Annotated in this window: 12 protein-coding genes; 1 reads left to right on the top strand and 11 read right to left on the bottom strand. The window is 67.1% G+C overall.

The window, feature by feature from the left end:
• Window positions 1–5 precede the first annotated feature (5 nt).
• Window positions 6–380 (bottom strand): hypothetical protein, encoded by a 375-nt coding sequence (locus tag KF715_13495; GenBank protein MBX3737706.1) that lies wholly within the window; start codon window positions 378–380, stop codon window positions 6–8.
• 220 nt (window positions 381–600) lie between these two features.
• Here KF715_13495 and KF715_13500 point away from each other — a divergent pair, with 220 nt between their 5' ends.
• Window positions 601–3,021, top strand: coding sequence for an ABC transporter permease (locus KF715_13500; GenBank protein ID MBX3737707.1), 2,421 nt, complete (start codon window positions 601–603; stop codon window positions 3,019–3,021).
• 4 nt (window positions 3,022–3,025) lie between these two features.
• Here the strand turns inward: KF715_13500 and KF715_13505 are convergent, their stop codons facing one another.
• The 10 genes from KF715_13505 to KF715_13550 all read right to left on the bottom strand — a co-directional run bounded on the left by KF715_13505 (window position 3,026) and on the right by KF715_13550 (window position 14,964).
• Window positions 3,026–3,595 (bottom strand): hypothetical protein, encoded by a 570-nt coding sequence (locus KF715_13505; protein MBX3737708.1) that lies wholly within the window; start codon window positions 3,593–3,595, stop codon window positions 3,026–3,028.
• Window positions 3,592–4,362 carry a hypothetical protein gene (locus tag KF715_13510; GenBank protein ID MBX3737709.1) on the bottom strand — a complete coding sequence of 257 codons (771 nt, stop codon included), beginning with the start codon at window positions 4,360–4,362 and terminating at the stop codon, window positions 3,592–3,594. Before KF715_13510 ends, KF715_13505 begins: the two co-directional genes overlap by 4 nt.
• A 97-nt stretch (window positions 4,363–4,459) precedes the next feature.
• Window positions 4,460–5,878, bottom strand: coding sequence for a hypothetical protein (locus KF715_13515; GenBank protein ID MBX3737710.1), 1,419 nt, complete (start codon window positions 5,876–5,878; stop codon window positions 4,460–4,462).
• Window positions 5,879–5,941: 63 nt separating this feature from the next.
• Entirely contained in the window at window positions 5,942–6,874 is a 933-nt protein-coding gene (locus KF715_13520; protein ID MBX3737711.1) for a putative DNA-binding domain-containing protein, read from the bottom strand.
• On the bottom strand, window positions 6,874–7,746 hold the full coding sequence (locus KF715_13525; protein ID MBX3737712.1) for a DUF692 domain-containing protein: 873 nt from the start codon (window positions 7,744–7,746) through the stop codon (window positions 6,874–6,876). Before KF715_13525 ends, KF715_13520 begins: the two co-directional genes overlap by 1 nt.
• A 152-nt stretch (window positions 7,747–7,898) precedes the next feature.
• Complete coding sequence (locus KF715_13530) at window positions 7,899–8,222, bottom strand: hypothetical protein (GenBank protein ID MBX3737713.1); 324 nt, start codon at window positions 8,220–8,222, stop codon at window positions 7,899–7,901.
• Between the two features lie 242 nt (window positions 8,223–8,464).
• Entirely contained in the window at window positions 8,465–10,144 is a 1,680-nt protein-coding gene (locus KF715_13535) for a transporter substrate-binding domain-containing protein (protein MBX3737714.1), read from the bottom strand.
• Between the two features lie 254 nt (window positions 10,145–10,398).
• Window positions 10,399–13,338, bottom strand: a complete 2,940-nt coding sequence (locus tag KF715_13540; GenBank protein ID MBX3737715.1) for a TonB-dependent receptor — start codon at window positions 13,336–13,338, stop codon at window positions 10,399–10,401.
• A gap of 163 nt (window positions 13,339–13,501) precedes the next feature.
• Window positions 13,502–14,302: a response regulator transcription factor gene (locus KF715_13545; protein ID MBX3737716.1), complete on the bottom strand. Its 801-nt coding sequence runs from the start codon at window positions 14,300–14,302 to the stop codon at window positions 13,502–13,504.
• Window positions 14,299–14,964, bottom strand: coding sequence for a histidine kinase (locus KF715_13550; protein MBX3737717.1), 666 nt, complete (start codon window positions 14,962–14,964; stop codon window positions 14,299–14,301). Before KF715_13550 ends, KF715_13545 begins: the two co-directional genes overlap by 4 nt.
• Window positions 14,965–15,004: the final 40 nt, after the last annotated feature.

A 15,004-nucleotide genomic window follows, 5' to 3' on the forward strand; every position in this document is an offset into this window, starting at 1 on the left:
GGAGTTCAGCGGGCGAGCGCGCGCCACGTCGTGATGGCGAGTGAGAGCAACATGCCGATGCGCACGGCCCCTTCAAACGTCAGGATGACGAGCGTCCATTTGAGGCTCGTGGCAGCGCGCAATCCGTAGCCAATCCAAGTGGTGGCGAGCAGCACGAAACCCTGCGCGCGTCCGACCGGGTGGAGGAGCAGGGTCGCCATCCAGACGAAATACACGATCAGCCCGCCGGCCCACGTCGCGGCCATCGCGCTCGACATCGGCAGCTCGCGCGGGTCGGCGTTGGCGCGGATGCGGCGGATGCCGAGATAGCGCTCGCCGACGAACAGTTGCCACAGCTCGAACGCGAAGAAGAGCGGCGCGAGCAGGGCGAGCGGGTTCACGCGCGCAGCATCGGCGCGGGCCGCGCGGGCGCCAGATTTTTCCGCCGGAGGGTCGCGGGGATGTCGCGGCAGCGTCGGCGAAGCGGGAGTATCGCCCGCCTTTTTTCGCTGCGATCGCGGCAGACAGTGCGCGGCGTGGGCGGGCTTTGGTCGCGCGGCGATTTTTGCTGCGACTTGGCGGGGGCGGGCGGGGTTGTGGCTGCAACACCCACGTTCCCCCATGTTCTCCGACCTCCGCCTTTCCGCGCGGACTCTCGTGAAGAGTCCGCTGTTCTGCGTCGTGGCCATCGTCACGCTCGGTCTCGGCATCGGCGTGAACACGGCGATGTTCTCCATCATCAACGGCATCCTGTGGCGCGGGCTGCCGTTTCCGGAACAGGAGCGCATCGTGGCGGCGGTGGGGCGCAACGAGGCACAGCCGCGCGATCGCTTCGGGATGTCGTGGGCGGAGTTCGAGGACTTCCGCCGCGGGCAGCGTTCGTTCGTGGACGTGGCGGCCTACGAGGACCGGACCACGACGCTGAGCGGACCGGGCGGCGATCCGGAGCGGATTTCGGGCACGGCGATGTCGGCGGCCGGCATGACGATGCTGCCGGGGCCGCTCGCGCATGGGCGCTGGTTCACGGCGGAGGATGACAAGCCGGGCGCGCCGGGCGCGATCGTGTTGAGCCACGCGTTGTGGACGAATCGTTTCAAGGCCGACCCGGCGATCGTCGGGCAGTCGATCAAGGTGAACAGCGAGTGGACGACGGTGGTGGGCGTCGCGGCGGAGGGTTTCCGGTTTCCGGACGATGGCGGGGCGTTCGTGCCGCTGCGCGACCTGCGCTTGAAGGACAAACGCGACGAGCGCGCGCTGACGGTTTTTGGCCGGTTGAAGCCGGGCGTCACACTCGTGCAGGCGAACGCGGAGCTCGCGGCGTTCGGTGCGCAGCTGGCGAAGGATCATGCGGACACGAATCGCGGCATCACCTTCGGGGCGCAGACGCTGTTTGCGCGTTTTTCCGGCGACGAGGACCGGCAGCTTTTCGGCGTGATGCTGGGCGCCGTGCTGCTCGTGATGCTCATTGCGTGCGCCAACGTCGGCAACCTGCTTCTCGCGCGTTCGTCGGTGCGGGAGAAGGAGCTCGCGGTGCGCGCCGCGCTCGGTGCGGGCCGCGCGCGCGTCGTGCGACTGCTGCTCACGGAGGCGATGTTGCTCTCGGTGGCGGGGGCGGTGCTCGGTTGTGGTGTCGCGGCGGGCAGTCTCGCGCTGTTCCGGCGCGCCGTGGTGGATGCGCATCCGCCTTACTGGATGCATTTCGATCTCGATGCCGCGGCCTTGCTCTACGCGATCGGGCTCGCGGGGGCGTCGTGTTTGCTGGCCGGGCTTTATCCGGCGTGGCGGCACTCGCGGCCGGATCTGAATTCCGTGCTGAAGGATGCCGGGCGTGGCTCGACCAGCGCGGGTGTGGGGCGGTTCGCGCGGATGATGATCGTGGGCGAAGTGGCGCTGTCGTGCCTGCTGCTGGTGTTGTCCGGCCTGACGATTCGCAGCGTCATCCAGACGCAATCGCTGCCGATGGGCTTCACGTCGGCGGGCGTCTATTCGGGACGCGTGGCGCTGCTCGACCGCGAGTTCGACGACGTGGCGAAGCAAAAGCAGTTTTTCGCGCGGTTGATCGAGCGCCTGCGCGAGCGGCCGGAGATCGCGGACTTCACGATCAGCGACATGCAGCCGACGTGGGACAATAGCCAGCCGATCCTCATCGAGGGCCGCGCGCCGGAGCCGGACGGCAAGCCGCCGCTCGCCTCGAGCGTGAAGTCGGTGGCGCCGCATTTCTTTTCCACGCTCGGCATCGGGTTGCTGCAAGGCCGCGACTTCACCGACGCGGACGCGCCGGAAGCGACGCGCGTGGCGATCGTGAACACCGCGTTCGGCCAGAAATACTGGCCGAACCAGAGCGCGATCGGGCGGCGTTTCCGGCTCGGTGCGGGCAAGCCGGGCGAGGACGAGCATTGGCTGACGGTCGTCGGCGTGGTGACGCCGATCATGGAAGGCCGTTTCAATTCGCAGCCGGGGCCGCAGGCTTACGTGCCGTTCACGCAGGCGAGCGACGTGCGGCGCATGACGGTGATGGCGAAGGCGCGCGGCGGCGATGCCGCGGCGCTCGCGCCGGTGTTGCGGCGGACGGTGCGCAGCCTGAACGACGATTTGCCGATCTATTTCGCGCAGACGCTCGACCAGATGCTCGAGGAGGCGCGTTTCTCGAAACGGATCATCGCGTGGATTTTCGGCGTGTTCGGCGCGGTGGCGCTCGTGCTTGCCGGCGTGGGCCTCTACGGCGTGATGAGCTACTCGGTGGCGCAACGCACGTCCGAGATCGGCGTGCGCGTGGCGCTCGGGGCGACGCCGCGCGACGTGCTCGGACTCGTGCTGCGGCAGAGCGGCTGGCAGGTGGGGCTCGGCCTCGCCCTGGGAATAGGCGTGTCGTTTTTCGCCGGGCAACTGATGGCGGGTTTTCTCTACGCGGTCAGCCCGCGCGATCCGGGCACGTTCATCGGAACAGTGCTCGCGCTCGGTTCGGCGGGTGTGTTTGCGACGCTGGTGCCGGCGTTGCGGGCGCTGCGCGTCAATCCCGTCGTGGCGCTGCGCAACGAGTGATGCGTCAGCGGCGCTGCGTTGCTTGCAGGATCGCCGTGATCGCCAGGGCGAACGCGGCGGTCGTGCCGCAGTAGAGCAGCAGCAGGAGCCACCAGCGGCGGTGGATCACCGCGGTGTCGGACCACACGTCGGCGGCCGCGCCGGCGTATTGCATGAGCAGGGTCGCGTGGTCGATGGGATCGAGCCGGATGCCGGTGCGCTCGGCGTAGGCGCGCGCCGGGGCGGTCAGTTGTTCGCCGTGCACGGCGCGACCGTGGTTGTAGGAAGCCGTCCAGTCGGACAGGCGCCCGACGTAGCTGAAATAGAGCGCGCCGCCGCCGACGAGCGCGAGCAGGCCGACAGCGAGCCACAGGCCGCGGTGACGGCAGAAATTGCGGGCGACGAAGAACAGCACGGCGACGATCAGCGTGAGGCCGAAGCGGGCGAAGTTGTAGCCGGTGCCGCCTTGCTGCTGCTCGAGATCGAGCAGGTTCGCCGGGGGCGGGTAGATGAAAGTGGCGAACACCGACAGGAACCACAGCGCGGCCTGCGTCGCGACCGCCCAGTGGTTCTTCAAGACCTTGAGGAAATTCATGGCGCGCTGATATCGACCGACTTGGTGCCGGTGCCGAGGACGTCGATCGGAGTTTCCGGGCCCTTGCGGGGATGCTCGCCGGGAGCGACAGCCCAGAAAATGTAGGCGCCGGCGCGGATCGGCCGGGTGGTGGGGCTGCTGCGCAGATCGAACCGCTTGGCCTTCTCGATCTCGTCGGGCGCGCGACGATAGTGCACTTCGAGGTTCGGGACTTCGGCGCCGGTCGCGTCGCGCGTGTGCACTTCAACGTCGATCGGCTGGGCGAAATCCCCGGTGAACTGCTCGGCTTGGCGGCGCTTCACCGTCATGTCGCGGGCGACCGCCGCGAGCTGGAGTCGTTCGTCGGCGTTGAAATTCCAAGTGGAAAACGCGCCGGAGGCTTTGCTCCAGGTGTCGCCTTCGCCGGGAGACTCGGCCGAGGCGAACGGATTTCCGGTGTTCGGGTTGGTCTTCGCGAACTCACGCGCGGCGGCGTGCAGCGCGATCTGGCGGAGGCGGCGGCTGTTGTCCTCGATCTCCGCGAGGTAATCGGCGGGGATGTCGCCCGGCACTTTCAGCGCGATCTGCGTCAGCGAGTCGCTGGCGCCGCCCCACGCGAGCGTGAGGGGTTGCGCGCCGGATTTGGGGCCGTGGGTGAGGAGCGCTTTGACCGAGAAGATGTTCTTCTGCGCCTTCTCGGAAAAGCGGACCGATGGGGCAGAGACGGGAGCGGTGGCGAACGCCGCCGCGAGCACGGCGAGAGCCGGCAGGCAGAGCAGGATTCTCATGGGCGGATGACGTGGAGTCGCGTGGAGTGGATGGGCCCGCGCGATTCCGATAGCCGCCCGCCGAGTCGCGAGCAAGTCGCGAACTCGCCGAGCGCGGTCAGGGCCGCTCGCCGGCGCGGAACTCGACCCAGGGCTGGCTCGGGCGGCTCTTCAGCAGGCCGGTCATCCAGTCGTATTGCGGGTGGGCTTCGAGAAACTGGTCGGCGTCGAACGCGAGGCCGTCGGCGGAACCCCAGCGGGCGGCGAAGCGCATTTCCTTCGCCATGGCGGCGTCGACGACCTTGGCGTCGCAGGTGCCGGCGGGCTTGAAGGGCTCGCGGCGGGGATTGACGAATTGCGCGCCAAGGTCGCCGCGGGCGTTGAGGGCGAGCGCGGCCGGGCGGTCGGTGGTGTTGAAGCAGGCGTCGGTGCAGTCCGCCTCGAATTCCTTGGCTTTCGCGAGGTCGATCTGGCCGACGTTGGCTTTCATGAGCTGTTTCCAGCGGACGCGGCGGGCGACGGGCGAGGTGCGGATGTCGGTGTCGTGCATCTCGGTTTCGAGGCGGAGGATTTTCAGGTTTTCGGCGATGTTGGAGCCGACGAAGTAGCCGTCCTTCGTGCGCTCGAAGCCGATGTATTTCAGACCGAGTTCGAGGCGGACGATCTCGTCGGTGTTGATATCGCCGACGAGCCAGGAGTTGGCGTAGCCGCCGTTATTGCCGCGTTTCATGATCTCGCACCACTCGTCGAGCGAGCCGGCGTCCTGGGTGGCGCGGCGGAAGCGGATGAACTCGGGCACGCCTTTTTCGGTGAAGCCCTTGAAATCGCCGATGGTGGTCTCGCAGCCGACGAGGCCGGCGTCGGTGATAAAGAAATCCGTGCCGCTGTGGATCCAGCCGGCCTGCGTCTGCATGAGGATGCGGTGGCCTTTCGCCGGCACGACGTCGAGGACGACGTTGTAGAGCGCGAGCGTGAAGTCGGACATGGTGTTGTGGCCGAGGACGATTTTGCCGTCCTTGGTCATCTTGCCGGTCGCGATGAAGGCGGAGCACATTTCCTTCGGCGTGGTGACGACGGTGGCGCTGCCGGAGAATTTGCTCGCGACCTCGGGCCACCAGTAGCCGGTGGTGTCGATGGAGGCGTTGTAGGCGAGGATGTCGTCGTAGGTCGTGGGCACGCCGGCGGCGTTCATGCCCTCGGCGATGCCTTCCATCTCGGCGTGGTTCTCGGGGTCGACGCCGGCGCCGATGAAGCCGTTGGTCTGCTCCTTCAGCCAAGCCCAGTCGAAGCTGCTCGTGTGCTCCCAATCGGCGGCGGTGATGCGCATGGACTCGGCAATTTCCTTGGCCAGCAGATAGCCGTGTTGGAAGCCGCGGGCGCGCGGCTCGCCTTCGATGTGGAGGTAGATCCAGCCGGCTTTTTCGTGGCGTTGGGCCGCAGCGAGCCAGGTCTTTTGCTGGGCGGAGAGTTCGGTGGCGCGGAGGGCCGGCAGAGCCAGCGTGAGCGCCGCGAGCGTGGCGAGTAAGCGGGGCAACATGGGGCGGAAGCTAGGCAGCGCGGACGGTCTGGCGAACAGAAAGCGGGCTGCCGCCCGCACTTCCTAGCCGCGGCAAAACCAGCCGAGCTCCATCCAGCTGCGGAACCAGCCTTGCACGGTGGCGGCCCAATCCTCGCGCGGACGCTTCGCGCGCGGGATGCCGGCCGCGAGCGCGCGATCGAGCGGCTGGCCGGAACGGATGGCGGCGAGGATTTTGAAGGCGGCGGGCTCGAGACGCTTGAAGTAGATTTTTCCGTGGTGCCGGTGCACGGCGACGCGGCACGGCGCACGGCGCGGGCGCGGGACTTTGCTGTCGGCGCGAACACGGAGCGCGGTGGGCGCGTTCGAGGCGTCGCCGCGGAGGAGCGACTCGCGTTTGCGGATGGCGATGAGGTAATCGTCGACCGGGTAGCGTAACTCGAGCAGCTGCAGGTAAGGCTGGAGCGCGAGACGGAGTTTGGCGGGATCGGAGTCGAGCAGGTCGTCGACGGTGAACACGGGGCGCGCGGCGCCGTCGTAGACTTCGACCTGCGCCCATTCGAAGCGCGCGATGTCTTCGCAGAGGGCGGTGTGCGGCGCGGTCAGGCGCGGCGTGCGGCGGATGAAGTCGGCGAGGCGTTGCGGCAGGTCGCGGAGCGTCCAGTAGCTCGACGGGTGTTTCAGGAGAAACGCTTCGGCGAGGCGCATGAATTTCCGTTCGCCGAGGGCGGCGCGCAGACCCGGGCAGTCCTCGTGCAGGCTGTCGAGCACGCGGAACCAATACATGCGGTTGTAGATTTCGAGGCGCTCGAAGGCGGTGAGGCGGTCGTTGGGCTTCGCGATGGCGGCGACAGCGGACTTGGTGGCGCGGCCGTCGCGCAGGCGCGGTGCGGTGCGGTTGGCGCGCGTGAGTGGGTTCATCACGACGGCGAGCGTGGCGCGCTGGAGCGCGCGCAGCTCGGCGCGCGAGCGGGCGGTGAGTTTTTCCCTGGAGGATTTCGCGGCGTGGCGCGGCATCAGCGGACGGATTTCGCGGGTTTCGCGCCCAGCGCGGCGCGGGCTTCGGCGATGTAGGCGTTGGCCTTCAGGGCCTCGTCGTGCACTTCCTGGAAGGAGGGAATCTTGTCGTCCCACTCGAGGAGCGTGGCGGTGACGCCGCAGAGTTTGGTGGCGTGCGCATACATCTTCCACACCGGGTCGAGCACGGGATGGTCGTGCGTATCGAGGATGTATTTCTCGAATTTGGTGTGGCCGGCGATGTGCATCTGCGCGACGCGACGGTGTGGGATGTTGTTCAGGTAATCGTAGGGGTCGAAGCTGTGGTTCTTCGAGGAGACGTAGATGTTGTTTACGTCGAGCAGGATTCCGCAGTCGGCGCGCTCGACGACTTCGGTGAGGAATTCCCACTCGGTCATCTCGGAGGCGTGGAACTCGGTGTAGGAGCTGACGTTTTCGACGGCGAAGGGGAGCTCGAGGTAATCGGAGGCGTGGCGGATGTTGGCGGCGACGTGCTTGGCGGCGGCGAGCGTGTAGGGCATCGGCAGCAGGTCGTGCGAGACGGTGCCGTCGACGCTGCCCCAGCAGAGGTGATCGGAGATCCAAGGCGTTTTCGTGCGTTTGGTGAGCGCCTTGAGTTTCTTGAGGTGATCCTTGTTCGGGAAGTCGGTCGAGCCGAGGTAGAGCGAGACGCCGTGCTGGACGACCTTGTATTGGGCGAGGATGCGATCGAGCACTTCGAGCGGGCGGCCGCCGTCGACCATGAACGTCTCGGAGATGATTTCGAACCAATCGACGGTCGGTTTCTCCGAGAGAATGTGGTCGTAGTGCGGGACGCGCAGACCGATGCCGATGCCGTAGTCGGTGTAGCCGTTGAATTTGTTGGCGGGCATTTGCGGGGGGCGGGCTTGGCTCTGCGCCCGGAGCGTGGCGCGGAGGCAGGGCGAAGCAAACCTTCGGGAGAAACAGAGACCGACGCGCGTGGCGTCGGCCTCCGGAGACACACACTGAAAAGCCGGATTAAATCCACCCGGCGTGAAAAAGCTTACTTAGCGGGCTCGTCCTTCTTGTCCTTGGCCTTGCAGCCATCCTTGCCCTTGCAGGATTCCTTACCCTTGCAGCCGTCCTTGCCCTTGCAGGACTCCTTACCTTTGCAGCCGTCCTTGCCTTTGCAGGACTCTTTGCCCTTGCAGCCGTCTTTACCCTTACAGCCGTCCTTGCCCTTGCAGGAGTCTTTGCCCTTTTCGTCGCCGACGATCTGGGTGCCGGCATTGACGTTGGTGGAAGCGGAGGCCTTGAGGGCAAGGGCTCCGGCGTAGAGGCCGGCCATGGCGGCGGCCGCGATGATGGTGCGGGTGGATTTGTTCATGTCAGTGATACGGGGGTTGTTTTCAGGAACATTGCGGCACTGTGCCGCAGTGTTCGGGAAAGGCATGGATTACGGCGGGTTGGAGCCAAGGGGGCGGAAGATATTCCCGAAAATTACGGCCGGGGGCCGGGAATGGACGCATCCAGGCACCGGGATGGTGGTGGGCGAGGGTTTTGCGACCAAATGCCGGTGTGGCGCGAGGAACCCGTTGGAAGGGCGGCGACGTGGCCGGCGGAAGCGGTTCAACGCGTGGCGACGGGCGACGGCTGGGGCGCGGTGGGCGGGGGACCGGCGAGGGGGAGGACGAGGATGAAGCGCGTGCCTTGGCCGAGCTGGCTTTCGCAGCGAATCTCGCCGCCGAGGGCGGCCGTCATCTGTTTCACGATCCAGAGGCCGATGCCGATGCTCTTTTCGCCGCCGGTGGGGCGCGCGGGGCCGCGGGAGAATTTGCGGAAGAGCAGCTCGATGTCGCGGGGCGCGAGGCCGGGCCCCTGATCGTGGACCGCGATCGTCGCCTGGCCGGCTTCCGCCTGCAGGGTGAGCTGGATGGTGCGGCCGGGAGGCGAGTATTTCACGGCGTTGGAGAGGAGGTTGTCGACGATCTGGCGCAAGGCGCCTTCGTCGGTCACGGCGAAGACGGGTTGCACCGGTGGCAGGTAGCGGAGTTGGAGGGCTTTGGCTCCGGCCATTTCCAGAAAGGCGTCGCGAGCTTGGGCGAGCGTGCGGGTGAGATCGATCGAGGTGAAGCGGAGGCGCCGGTGGCCGGATTCGATGACGTCGGCGTCCATGAGGTCGTCGATGAGGCGGGTCATGTTGGCGGCGTTGAAGCGCAGGCCCTCGACCACGGAGGACTGCTCGTGAGAGAGGCCGCCGACGCGGAGGAGGTTCGCGCCCATGACGAAGGAGGCGAGGGGATTGCGGAGATCGTGCACGAGCATGCGCATGAGCTCGGATTTCTCCTCGCTGGCGGCGGCGAGGCGGTCGCGCACCTCCTCGAGTTGCCGCTGGATGCGGCGGCGCTCGGCGAGTTCGCGGGCGAGGCGGCGGCGTTGCAGGAAGAACAACAAAGCCAGCGCGGTGAGGAACGCGGCCCAGATGGAGGCGGCGCGAAAGGCCATGAGCCACCAGCGGTCTTGCGTGTAGTCGACGGAGAGCCAGCGGTCGCGGATGCGGCGGTGTTCCTCGGGGGTGATGGAGGCGAGGGCTTTGTCGATGATCGAGGCGAGCAGGGGATGGCGCCGGGTGGAGGCGAGGTAAACGTCGGCGTTTTCGTCGTAGATGACGCCGATGTTCACGTTGGAGAGGCCGTCGGCCTTGATGGCGTGCATGGCGACGAGGGCGTCGACCATGGCGGCGTCGACCTGCCCGCGGGCGACGGCGCGGATGGCGTCGCGCATGTTGTCGAAGCCGACGATTTGGGCGGCGGGCGCGCGGGCGATCGGCGGGCTCGAGCGCGCCATGCCGACGCGGAGACCATCGAGCTGCCGCATGTCGACCAGCACGGGCGAGTGCACGCGAGTGACGATCACGTCGGGCGAGAAGATGAACGGCTGGCCGAAGATGAGGCTGCGTTCGCGGGTGGGCGTGCGGCCGATGCCGGCCACGAGGTCGAGGCGGCCGTCTGCAGCGCGGGTGAAAATCTCGGACCAGACGCGATCGGCGTCGTGGGCGAAGTGCAGCCCGGTGCGCTCGGCGATGAGCGCGAGATAGTCGACGTTCAAGCCGGAGGGTTCGCCGTGGCTGTCGCGGACGAAATACGGCGCGGCGCCGTCGAGGTGGCCGACGCGGACGACCGGGTGCTGGGCGATCCAGGCCTGTTCGGCAGGAGAGAGCGGGAGGCCGGCGGGCGGGGCGGCAAGGCCGGCTGAGACGACGAGCAAACCGAGCAAGGGGGCGCGCAGGCGCGCGAGCGGAGTTTTCACCGATCGAGGGAGGAGGCGAGAGAGTGACCGAGGAGGGCGCACGAGGGCGGCTGGCTCTGCGCAGTGCCGCCGGGGGGCTTGGTCGACCGGAGCGTGACCGCGCGGGGCTGATTTGGGGCGCCGCCTTGCTGAAATATACGCTTTTCCGGGAGCGCGAGGGACAACAAAAACGCGGCCCGGTCTGACGATGGAAAAGAAAACGGCCCTGTCCGGAAAGGAGCAGGGCCGTGAGAGGTTCAGATGCTACCCAAAGCTTAGAACTGCTTGCGCAGTTGCAGGTAGACGAAGCGTCCGATGTTGTTGTGCGTGCGCGTGTCGAAGCTGTCGTTGAACGCGCCAGCGGCGAACGGAGCGAGCTTGTCGAACACGTTCGTGGCGCCGAGCGTCACGGAGAGGTGCTCGAGGAACACGTTGTCGCTCTGGAAGCTGTAGGTCGTCTGGAGGTCGACCGTCTTGAACGCGGCGATGCGGCGGTAGCCGCCGACCTTGGGCTGCGAGATATCGGAGAGGAACGCCGCGAAGAGCGGATCAGACTTCGGGGTGCCCGCGTCGATGAAGGCCTGCATCTTCGGCGTGAGCACGAAGAGCGGGTCGTCCTGATACGAGCCGATGTAGTTGAACGTCGCGGTGCTCGACCAGTTGCCGTAGGTCCAGCCGGTGGAGAAGTTGCCCTTCCAACGCGGGATGCTGCCGGGCGAGATCGGGTCGCCGACGGTGCTGACGAAGCGGCCGAGGTAGCTGACCGTCGGCAGGCCGGGGCCGGAGTTCTGGTCGAACTTCAGGAACTGGTTCGCGGCGGCGGTGAACTTGAAGCGGCCCCAGTCGGTCGTGTTGTAGAGGTAGGTGGCCGTATATTCGAGGCCCTGCACCTTGCGCGAACCGATGTTGAGGTAGTCGGAGAGCACGGCGCCCTTCGAGATGATGCCGTCGGCCGCGAAGCTGCCGCTGCTGTTCAGGCGGCCGTTGGCGGAACGACGGATCAGGTTCGCGAACGGAGCGTTCGGGTTGATGGTCGCGGCGTTGCCGGGGACGAAGCCGGGGCCTTGGCCCGCGGCATTCGCGGCGAGGATCGCACCCGCGTTGTTGGCGACGATGCCGCTGACATCGATCGAGTAGAAGTCGACCGAGAAGCTCAGGTTCTTGAGCAGGTTGCGCGGCGAGCCGACGAGGCCGACGGAGAAGGCCTTCGACTCGGCGGGGTGCAAATCGGGATTCGTGCGGATCACGATTTGCGTCTGCGCCGAATAGGGGAAGCCGAGCGGGTCGACGAGGGTCGGGTTGCTCGTGCCGGGCGTGCCGAAGACGGTGCCCGGGATCGGCACGACGAAGCCTTTGCTCCAGCTCGCGCGGACGAGGTAGTCCGCCGTGGGCGCCCAGTGGAGGTTCACGCTCGGGTTGGTCTTGGTGTAGCTGCGCGAGTCCGTGCCGTCGCCGATCTCCTGATCTTCGCGACGCGCCAGGGCGCCGACGGAGAGGCTGTGCACGAGCGGCAGGCGGTTCTTTTCACCGATGATGGGAACCTTGACTTCGGCGAAGAGCGAATCGCTCTGCTGCTTGGTGAAGGAGTCGGAGAAGGAGTTCAGGCCGAGCACGCTGCCGGAGGCATAGAGGTCGTCCGGATCGAAGGTATTGCGGCTGGTGTAGGTTTCGTAGCCCGCGGCGAAGCCGAGGTCACCGGCCGGCAGTTCCCAGAGGGCGCCGGTCACGCGGAAGTCGTAGAAGCGGTTGCGGATCGGGTTCACCTGGCGGGCCTTGATGGCGGAAGCCTGGAGCGCCTTCTCGTTGTCCCACGTGTAGGTCTGGCCGCCGATGGTGGCCGTGCCCTTGGAAAACGCGGGAGCGAACGGATTGAAGCGTCCGGCTTGGATCTCGGCGTCGAGGGCGGGCAGCGACGGCACGCCGCCGTCGATTTGCTCGAAATCCTCGCGCTCGATCGTCATCGCGCTTTCCCACGACCACTTGTCGGAGATCTGGCCGCGCAGGCCGACCTGCCAGCGATAGTCGGTGAAGGTCTGCTCGTTCGTGCGGTTGCCGAGTTCGACCGAGCGGTAGCGGAAGAAGTCGGTCGCGGGGTTGAGGATGCCTTGGTTATAGGGACCGAAGGACGTCGCGCTGCCGACGGCCGGACCGGCCGGGTCGACGTCGAGCGCGAAGGGCGCCGGGGCGAGGCCGTTTTCGGTCTTCAGGCGCGAGTAGAGGAAGCCGCCGAAGAGCTTCAGCTTGTCGCCGGCAATCGCGTGATCGATGCTGACCATGAAGGACTGACGGTCCTGTCCGGGCGCCGACGGCGAATACTGGCGGAAGTTGAACAGCTGGTTCGAGCTGAAGCCGTTCGTGTCGAAATCGATGTAGTCCGCGGCCGTCGGGGTGGCGTTGGTCGGGAAGTTCGGGCGCAGGATCTTGGGAGCGCCGCCGATGCTGACCACGCCGGGGAACGTGGGCGAGCCGCCGTTGGTGCCGCCGAGACGGCGGTTGTCGGACTGCGCGCTGTTCGGGCGGTTGTTCGCGTAGATCGTGCGGTTGTGGAAGAGACTGCCGGTGGCGACGATCGAGGTCTTCTCGTTCGAAACGCCAGTGGCGAACGAAACCTGGTAGGTCTCGCGGCCGCCGGGCGAGCGCGTGGCGCCGCCGGCGCTGACGTTCAGCGTCGAGCCGTTATAGTTCTTCTTGAGGATGATGTTCACCGCGCCGCCGATGGCCGCGGAGCCGTAGATGACGCCCGCGCCGTCGCGGAGCACTTCGACGCGCTCGATCGCTTCGATCGGGAGCAGCTGGATGTTGGCGAACTGGAGCGTGACGCGGCCGTCGATCAGGACGAGCGTCTGGCCGGCGCCGAGACCGCGGAGGCTGACCGCGGTCGAGCCGTTGCCGCCGTTCGAGTCGTTTTCGGTCGGGCCGGGATTGCCGATGAAGGAGGGCAAGCTGCGCAGCGCCTGGATGGGCGTGAACGCACCGGTGGAGCGGATGTCGCTTTCCGTGAAGACCGCGACCGGGCCGACGGGCTCGGAGCTGGCCTGTGGAATGAACGAACCGGTGACGACGAACTTATCGAGCTTCAGGGGCTCATCCTGCTTGGCTGCGTTGTCGGTGGAGGTTCCGGTCTGGCCGAAGGCCAGGGCGGGGAGCGCCAGCAATGCGGACAGGCGCAGGCCGAGAAGGCGCGCGCGGGCCGCATGCGAGTTGCATGGTTTCATTTTGATCATGGGTTTGATCGGGTGTTAGTGTGTTGCGGCGCTCCCGATTGACGGAGGCCCGCAGGGTGGTCCCTTTGCTGGGGCGAAGGGAAATTCTCTCAATGGTGCGGCGACACGGCGCGGGTTGACGGGATAACCTGCGCGGAGGTGCGACGACCGGGAATCAGCGTGCGAGGGCGTGCTTGAGCTGGCCGAAGTAGTTCCGGCTCACGCGCACGGGGGTGCCGTCGAGCAGTTCGAGGCGGTAGTCGCCGGAGTTCAGCGGCACGAGGCGGCGCACGTAGCGGAGATTCACGATTGCGGATTTGTGCACGCGTTCGAAAATCCCGGGCGTGGCGCGCGCGAGGAAACCCTTCATCGTCTCGCGCACGAGCGCGTTGCCGAGCGTGCTGTGGATTTTCAGGTAGTCGCCCTGCGCCTCGATCCACTTGATCTGGTCGGGTTTGAAGACGTGGATGTCGTTGCCCGATTTGGCCATGAACTGGGGTTCGGACGAGGTTCCGACGAGGGGGGAATTGGTCGCGCTGCTCGGCGGCTGATCCCCGAGATGGCGCACGATGCTGTGGAGCTGCGAGGCGATCGACTCGAGGGCGGGCTGGCGCAGGTGGCGGCGGGCGCGATCGAGCGCGTTGCGGAAGCGCTCGTCGGTATAGGGCTTGAGCAGGTAGTCGAGGGCGCGGATCTCGAAGGCCTCGGCGGCGAACTCGCGATGTCCGGTGGTGAAGACGATCGCGGGTCGGCGAGCGGCGGGGAGGCGGGCGAGCACGCCGAAGCCGGTCATGTCGGGCAGCTCGACGTCGACGAAGGCGAGGTCGAGCGTGGCGGTCTCGAGGAGCGAGAGGGCGGAGGCTCCATCGCCGGCTTCGCCCACGACGCACATGTCGCGCTCGGCACCGAGCAGGCGGGAGAGATTGGCGCGGGCGAGGGGATCGTCGTCGACGAGGAGGATGTTGAGCGGACTCATGCGGGGAGCTGCAGCGTGGCGGCGAGGCCGTGCGGCGGCTGCGCGGCGAAGGTGAAGGTGGCGCGTCCGCCGTAGAGGGCGGCGAGGCGTTCGCGCGTGGCGCGCTGGCCGTAGCCGAGGCCGGCGGGGACAGGTTTGTCGCGGAGCGGAGGATCGTTGCGCACTTCGAGGCAGAGCGCGCCGTCACGCCGGCCGGCGAACACCTCGATGCGGCCCTGTCCGGCGCGGCGCGCGATGCCGTGCTTCACGGCGTTCTCCACCAGGGGGAGCAGAATCAGGTTGGGCACGGGCAGGTCGCGCACTTCCGGATCGCATTCGACGACCACGCGCAGGCTGTCGCCGAAGCGGATGCGCTCGAAGCCGAGGTAGAGTTGGATGAGGTCGAGCTCCTCGCTCAGCGGCACGAAGGTGCGATCGTCTTTCTCGACGAGATGGCGTTCGAGTTCGGCGAGGTGGAAGATGGCGCGCGCGGCCTCGTCGTTGCGCTGGAGGCGGACGAGGGTGCCGACGGCGTGAAGGGCGTTGAAGAGGAAGTGTGCGTGCAGGCGGGCGACCGGCCGCGTCGGGGCGGCGGTGCTGGGGGCGACGGAGACAGTCCCTGGCTCGCTAAAGAGAACGCTGCGGTAGAGGGCAGGTTTGAGCAGGGTGGTGGCGGAATGCATGAACGCGGAAGATCGGTTGGAGAGTGGAGGAAAAGTTGGA

Source organism: Candidatus Didemnitutus sp. (genome assembly GCA_019634575.1).
In the GTDB taxonomy this organism is placed as follows: domain Bacteria; phylum Verrucomicrobiota; class Verrucomicrobiia; order Opitutales; family Opitutaceae; genus Didemnitutus.

What these genes read in the sequence shown, in the direction of transcription:
- KF715_13520 (MBX3737711.1), bottom strand. Translation starts at nt 6,874, where the DNA reads ATGCCGCGCCACGCCGCGAAATCCTCCAGGGAAAAACTCACCGCCCGC.
- KF715_13530 (MBX3737713.1), bottom strand. Translation starts at nt 8,222, where the DNA reads ATGAACAAATCCACCCGCACCATCATCGCGGCCGCCGCCATGGCCGGC.
- KF715_13525 (MBX3737712.1), bottom strand. Translation starts at nt 7,746, where the DNA reads ATGCCCGCCAACAAATTCAACGGCTACACCGACTACGGCATCGGCATC.
- KF715_13545 (MBX3737716.1), bottom strand. Translation starts at nt 14,302, where the DNA reads ATGAGTCCGCTCAACATCCTCCTCGTCGACGACGATCCCCTCGCCCGC.
- KF715_13540 (MBX3737715.1), bottom strand. Translation starts at nt 13,338, where the DNA reads ATGAAACCATGCAACTCGCATGCGGCCCGCGCGCGCCTTCTCGGCCTG.
- KF715_13510 (MBX3737709.1), bottom strand. Translation starts at nt 4,362, where the DNA reads ATGAGAATCCTGCTCTGCCTGCCGGCTCTCGCCGTGCTCGCGGCGGCG.
- KF715_13500 (MBX3737707.1), top strand. Translation starts at nt 601, where the DNA reads ATGTTCTCCGACCTCCGCCTTTCCGCGCGGACTCTCGTGAAGAGTCCG.
- KF715_13550 (MBX3737717.1), bottom strand. Translation starts at nt 14,964, where the DNA reads ATGCATTCCGCCACCACCCTGCTCAAACCTGCCCTCTACCGCAGCGTT.
- KF715_13515 (MBX3737710.1), bottom strand. Translation starts at nt 5,878, where the DNA reads ATGTTGCCCCGCTTACTCGCCACGCTCGCGGCGCTCACGCTGGCTCTG.
- KF715_13505 (MBX3737708.1), bottom strand. Translation starts at nt 3,595, where the DNA reads ATGAATTTCCTCAAGGTCTTGAAGAACCACTGGGCGGTCGCGACGCAG.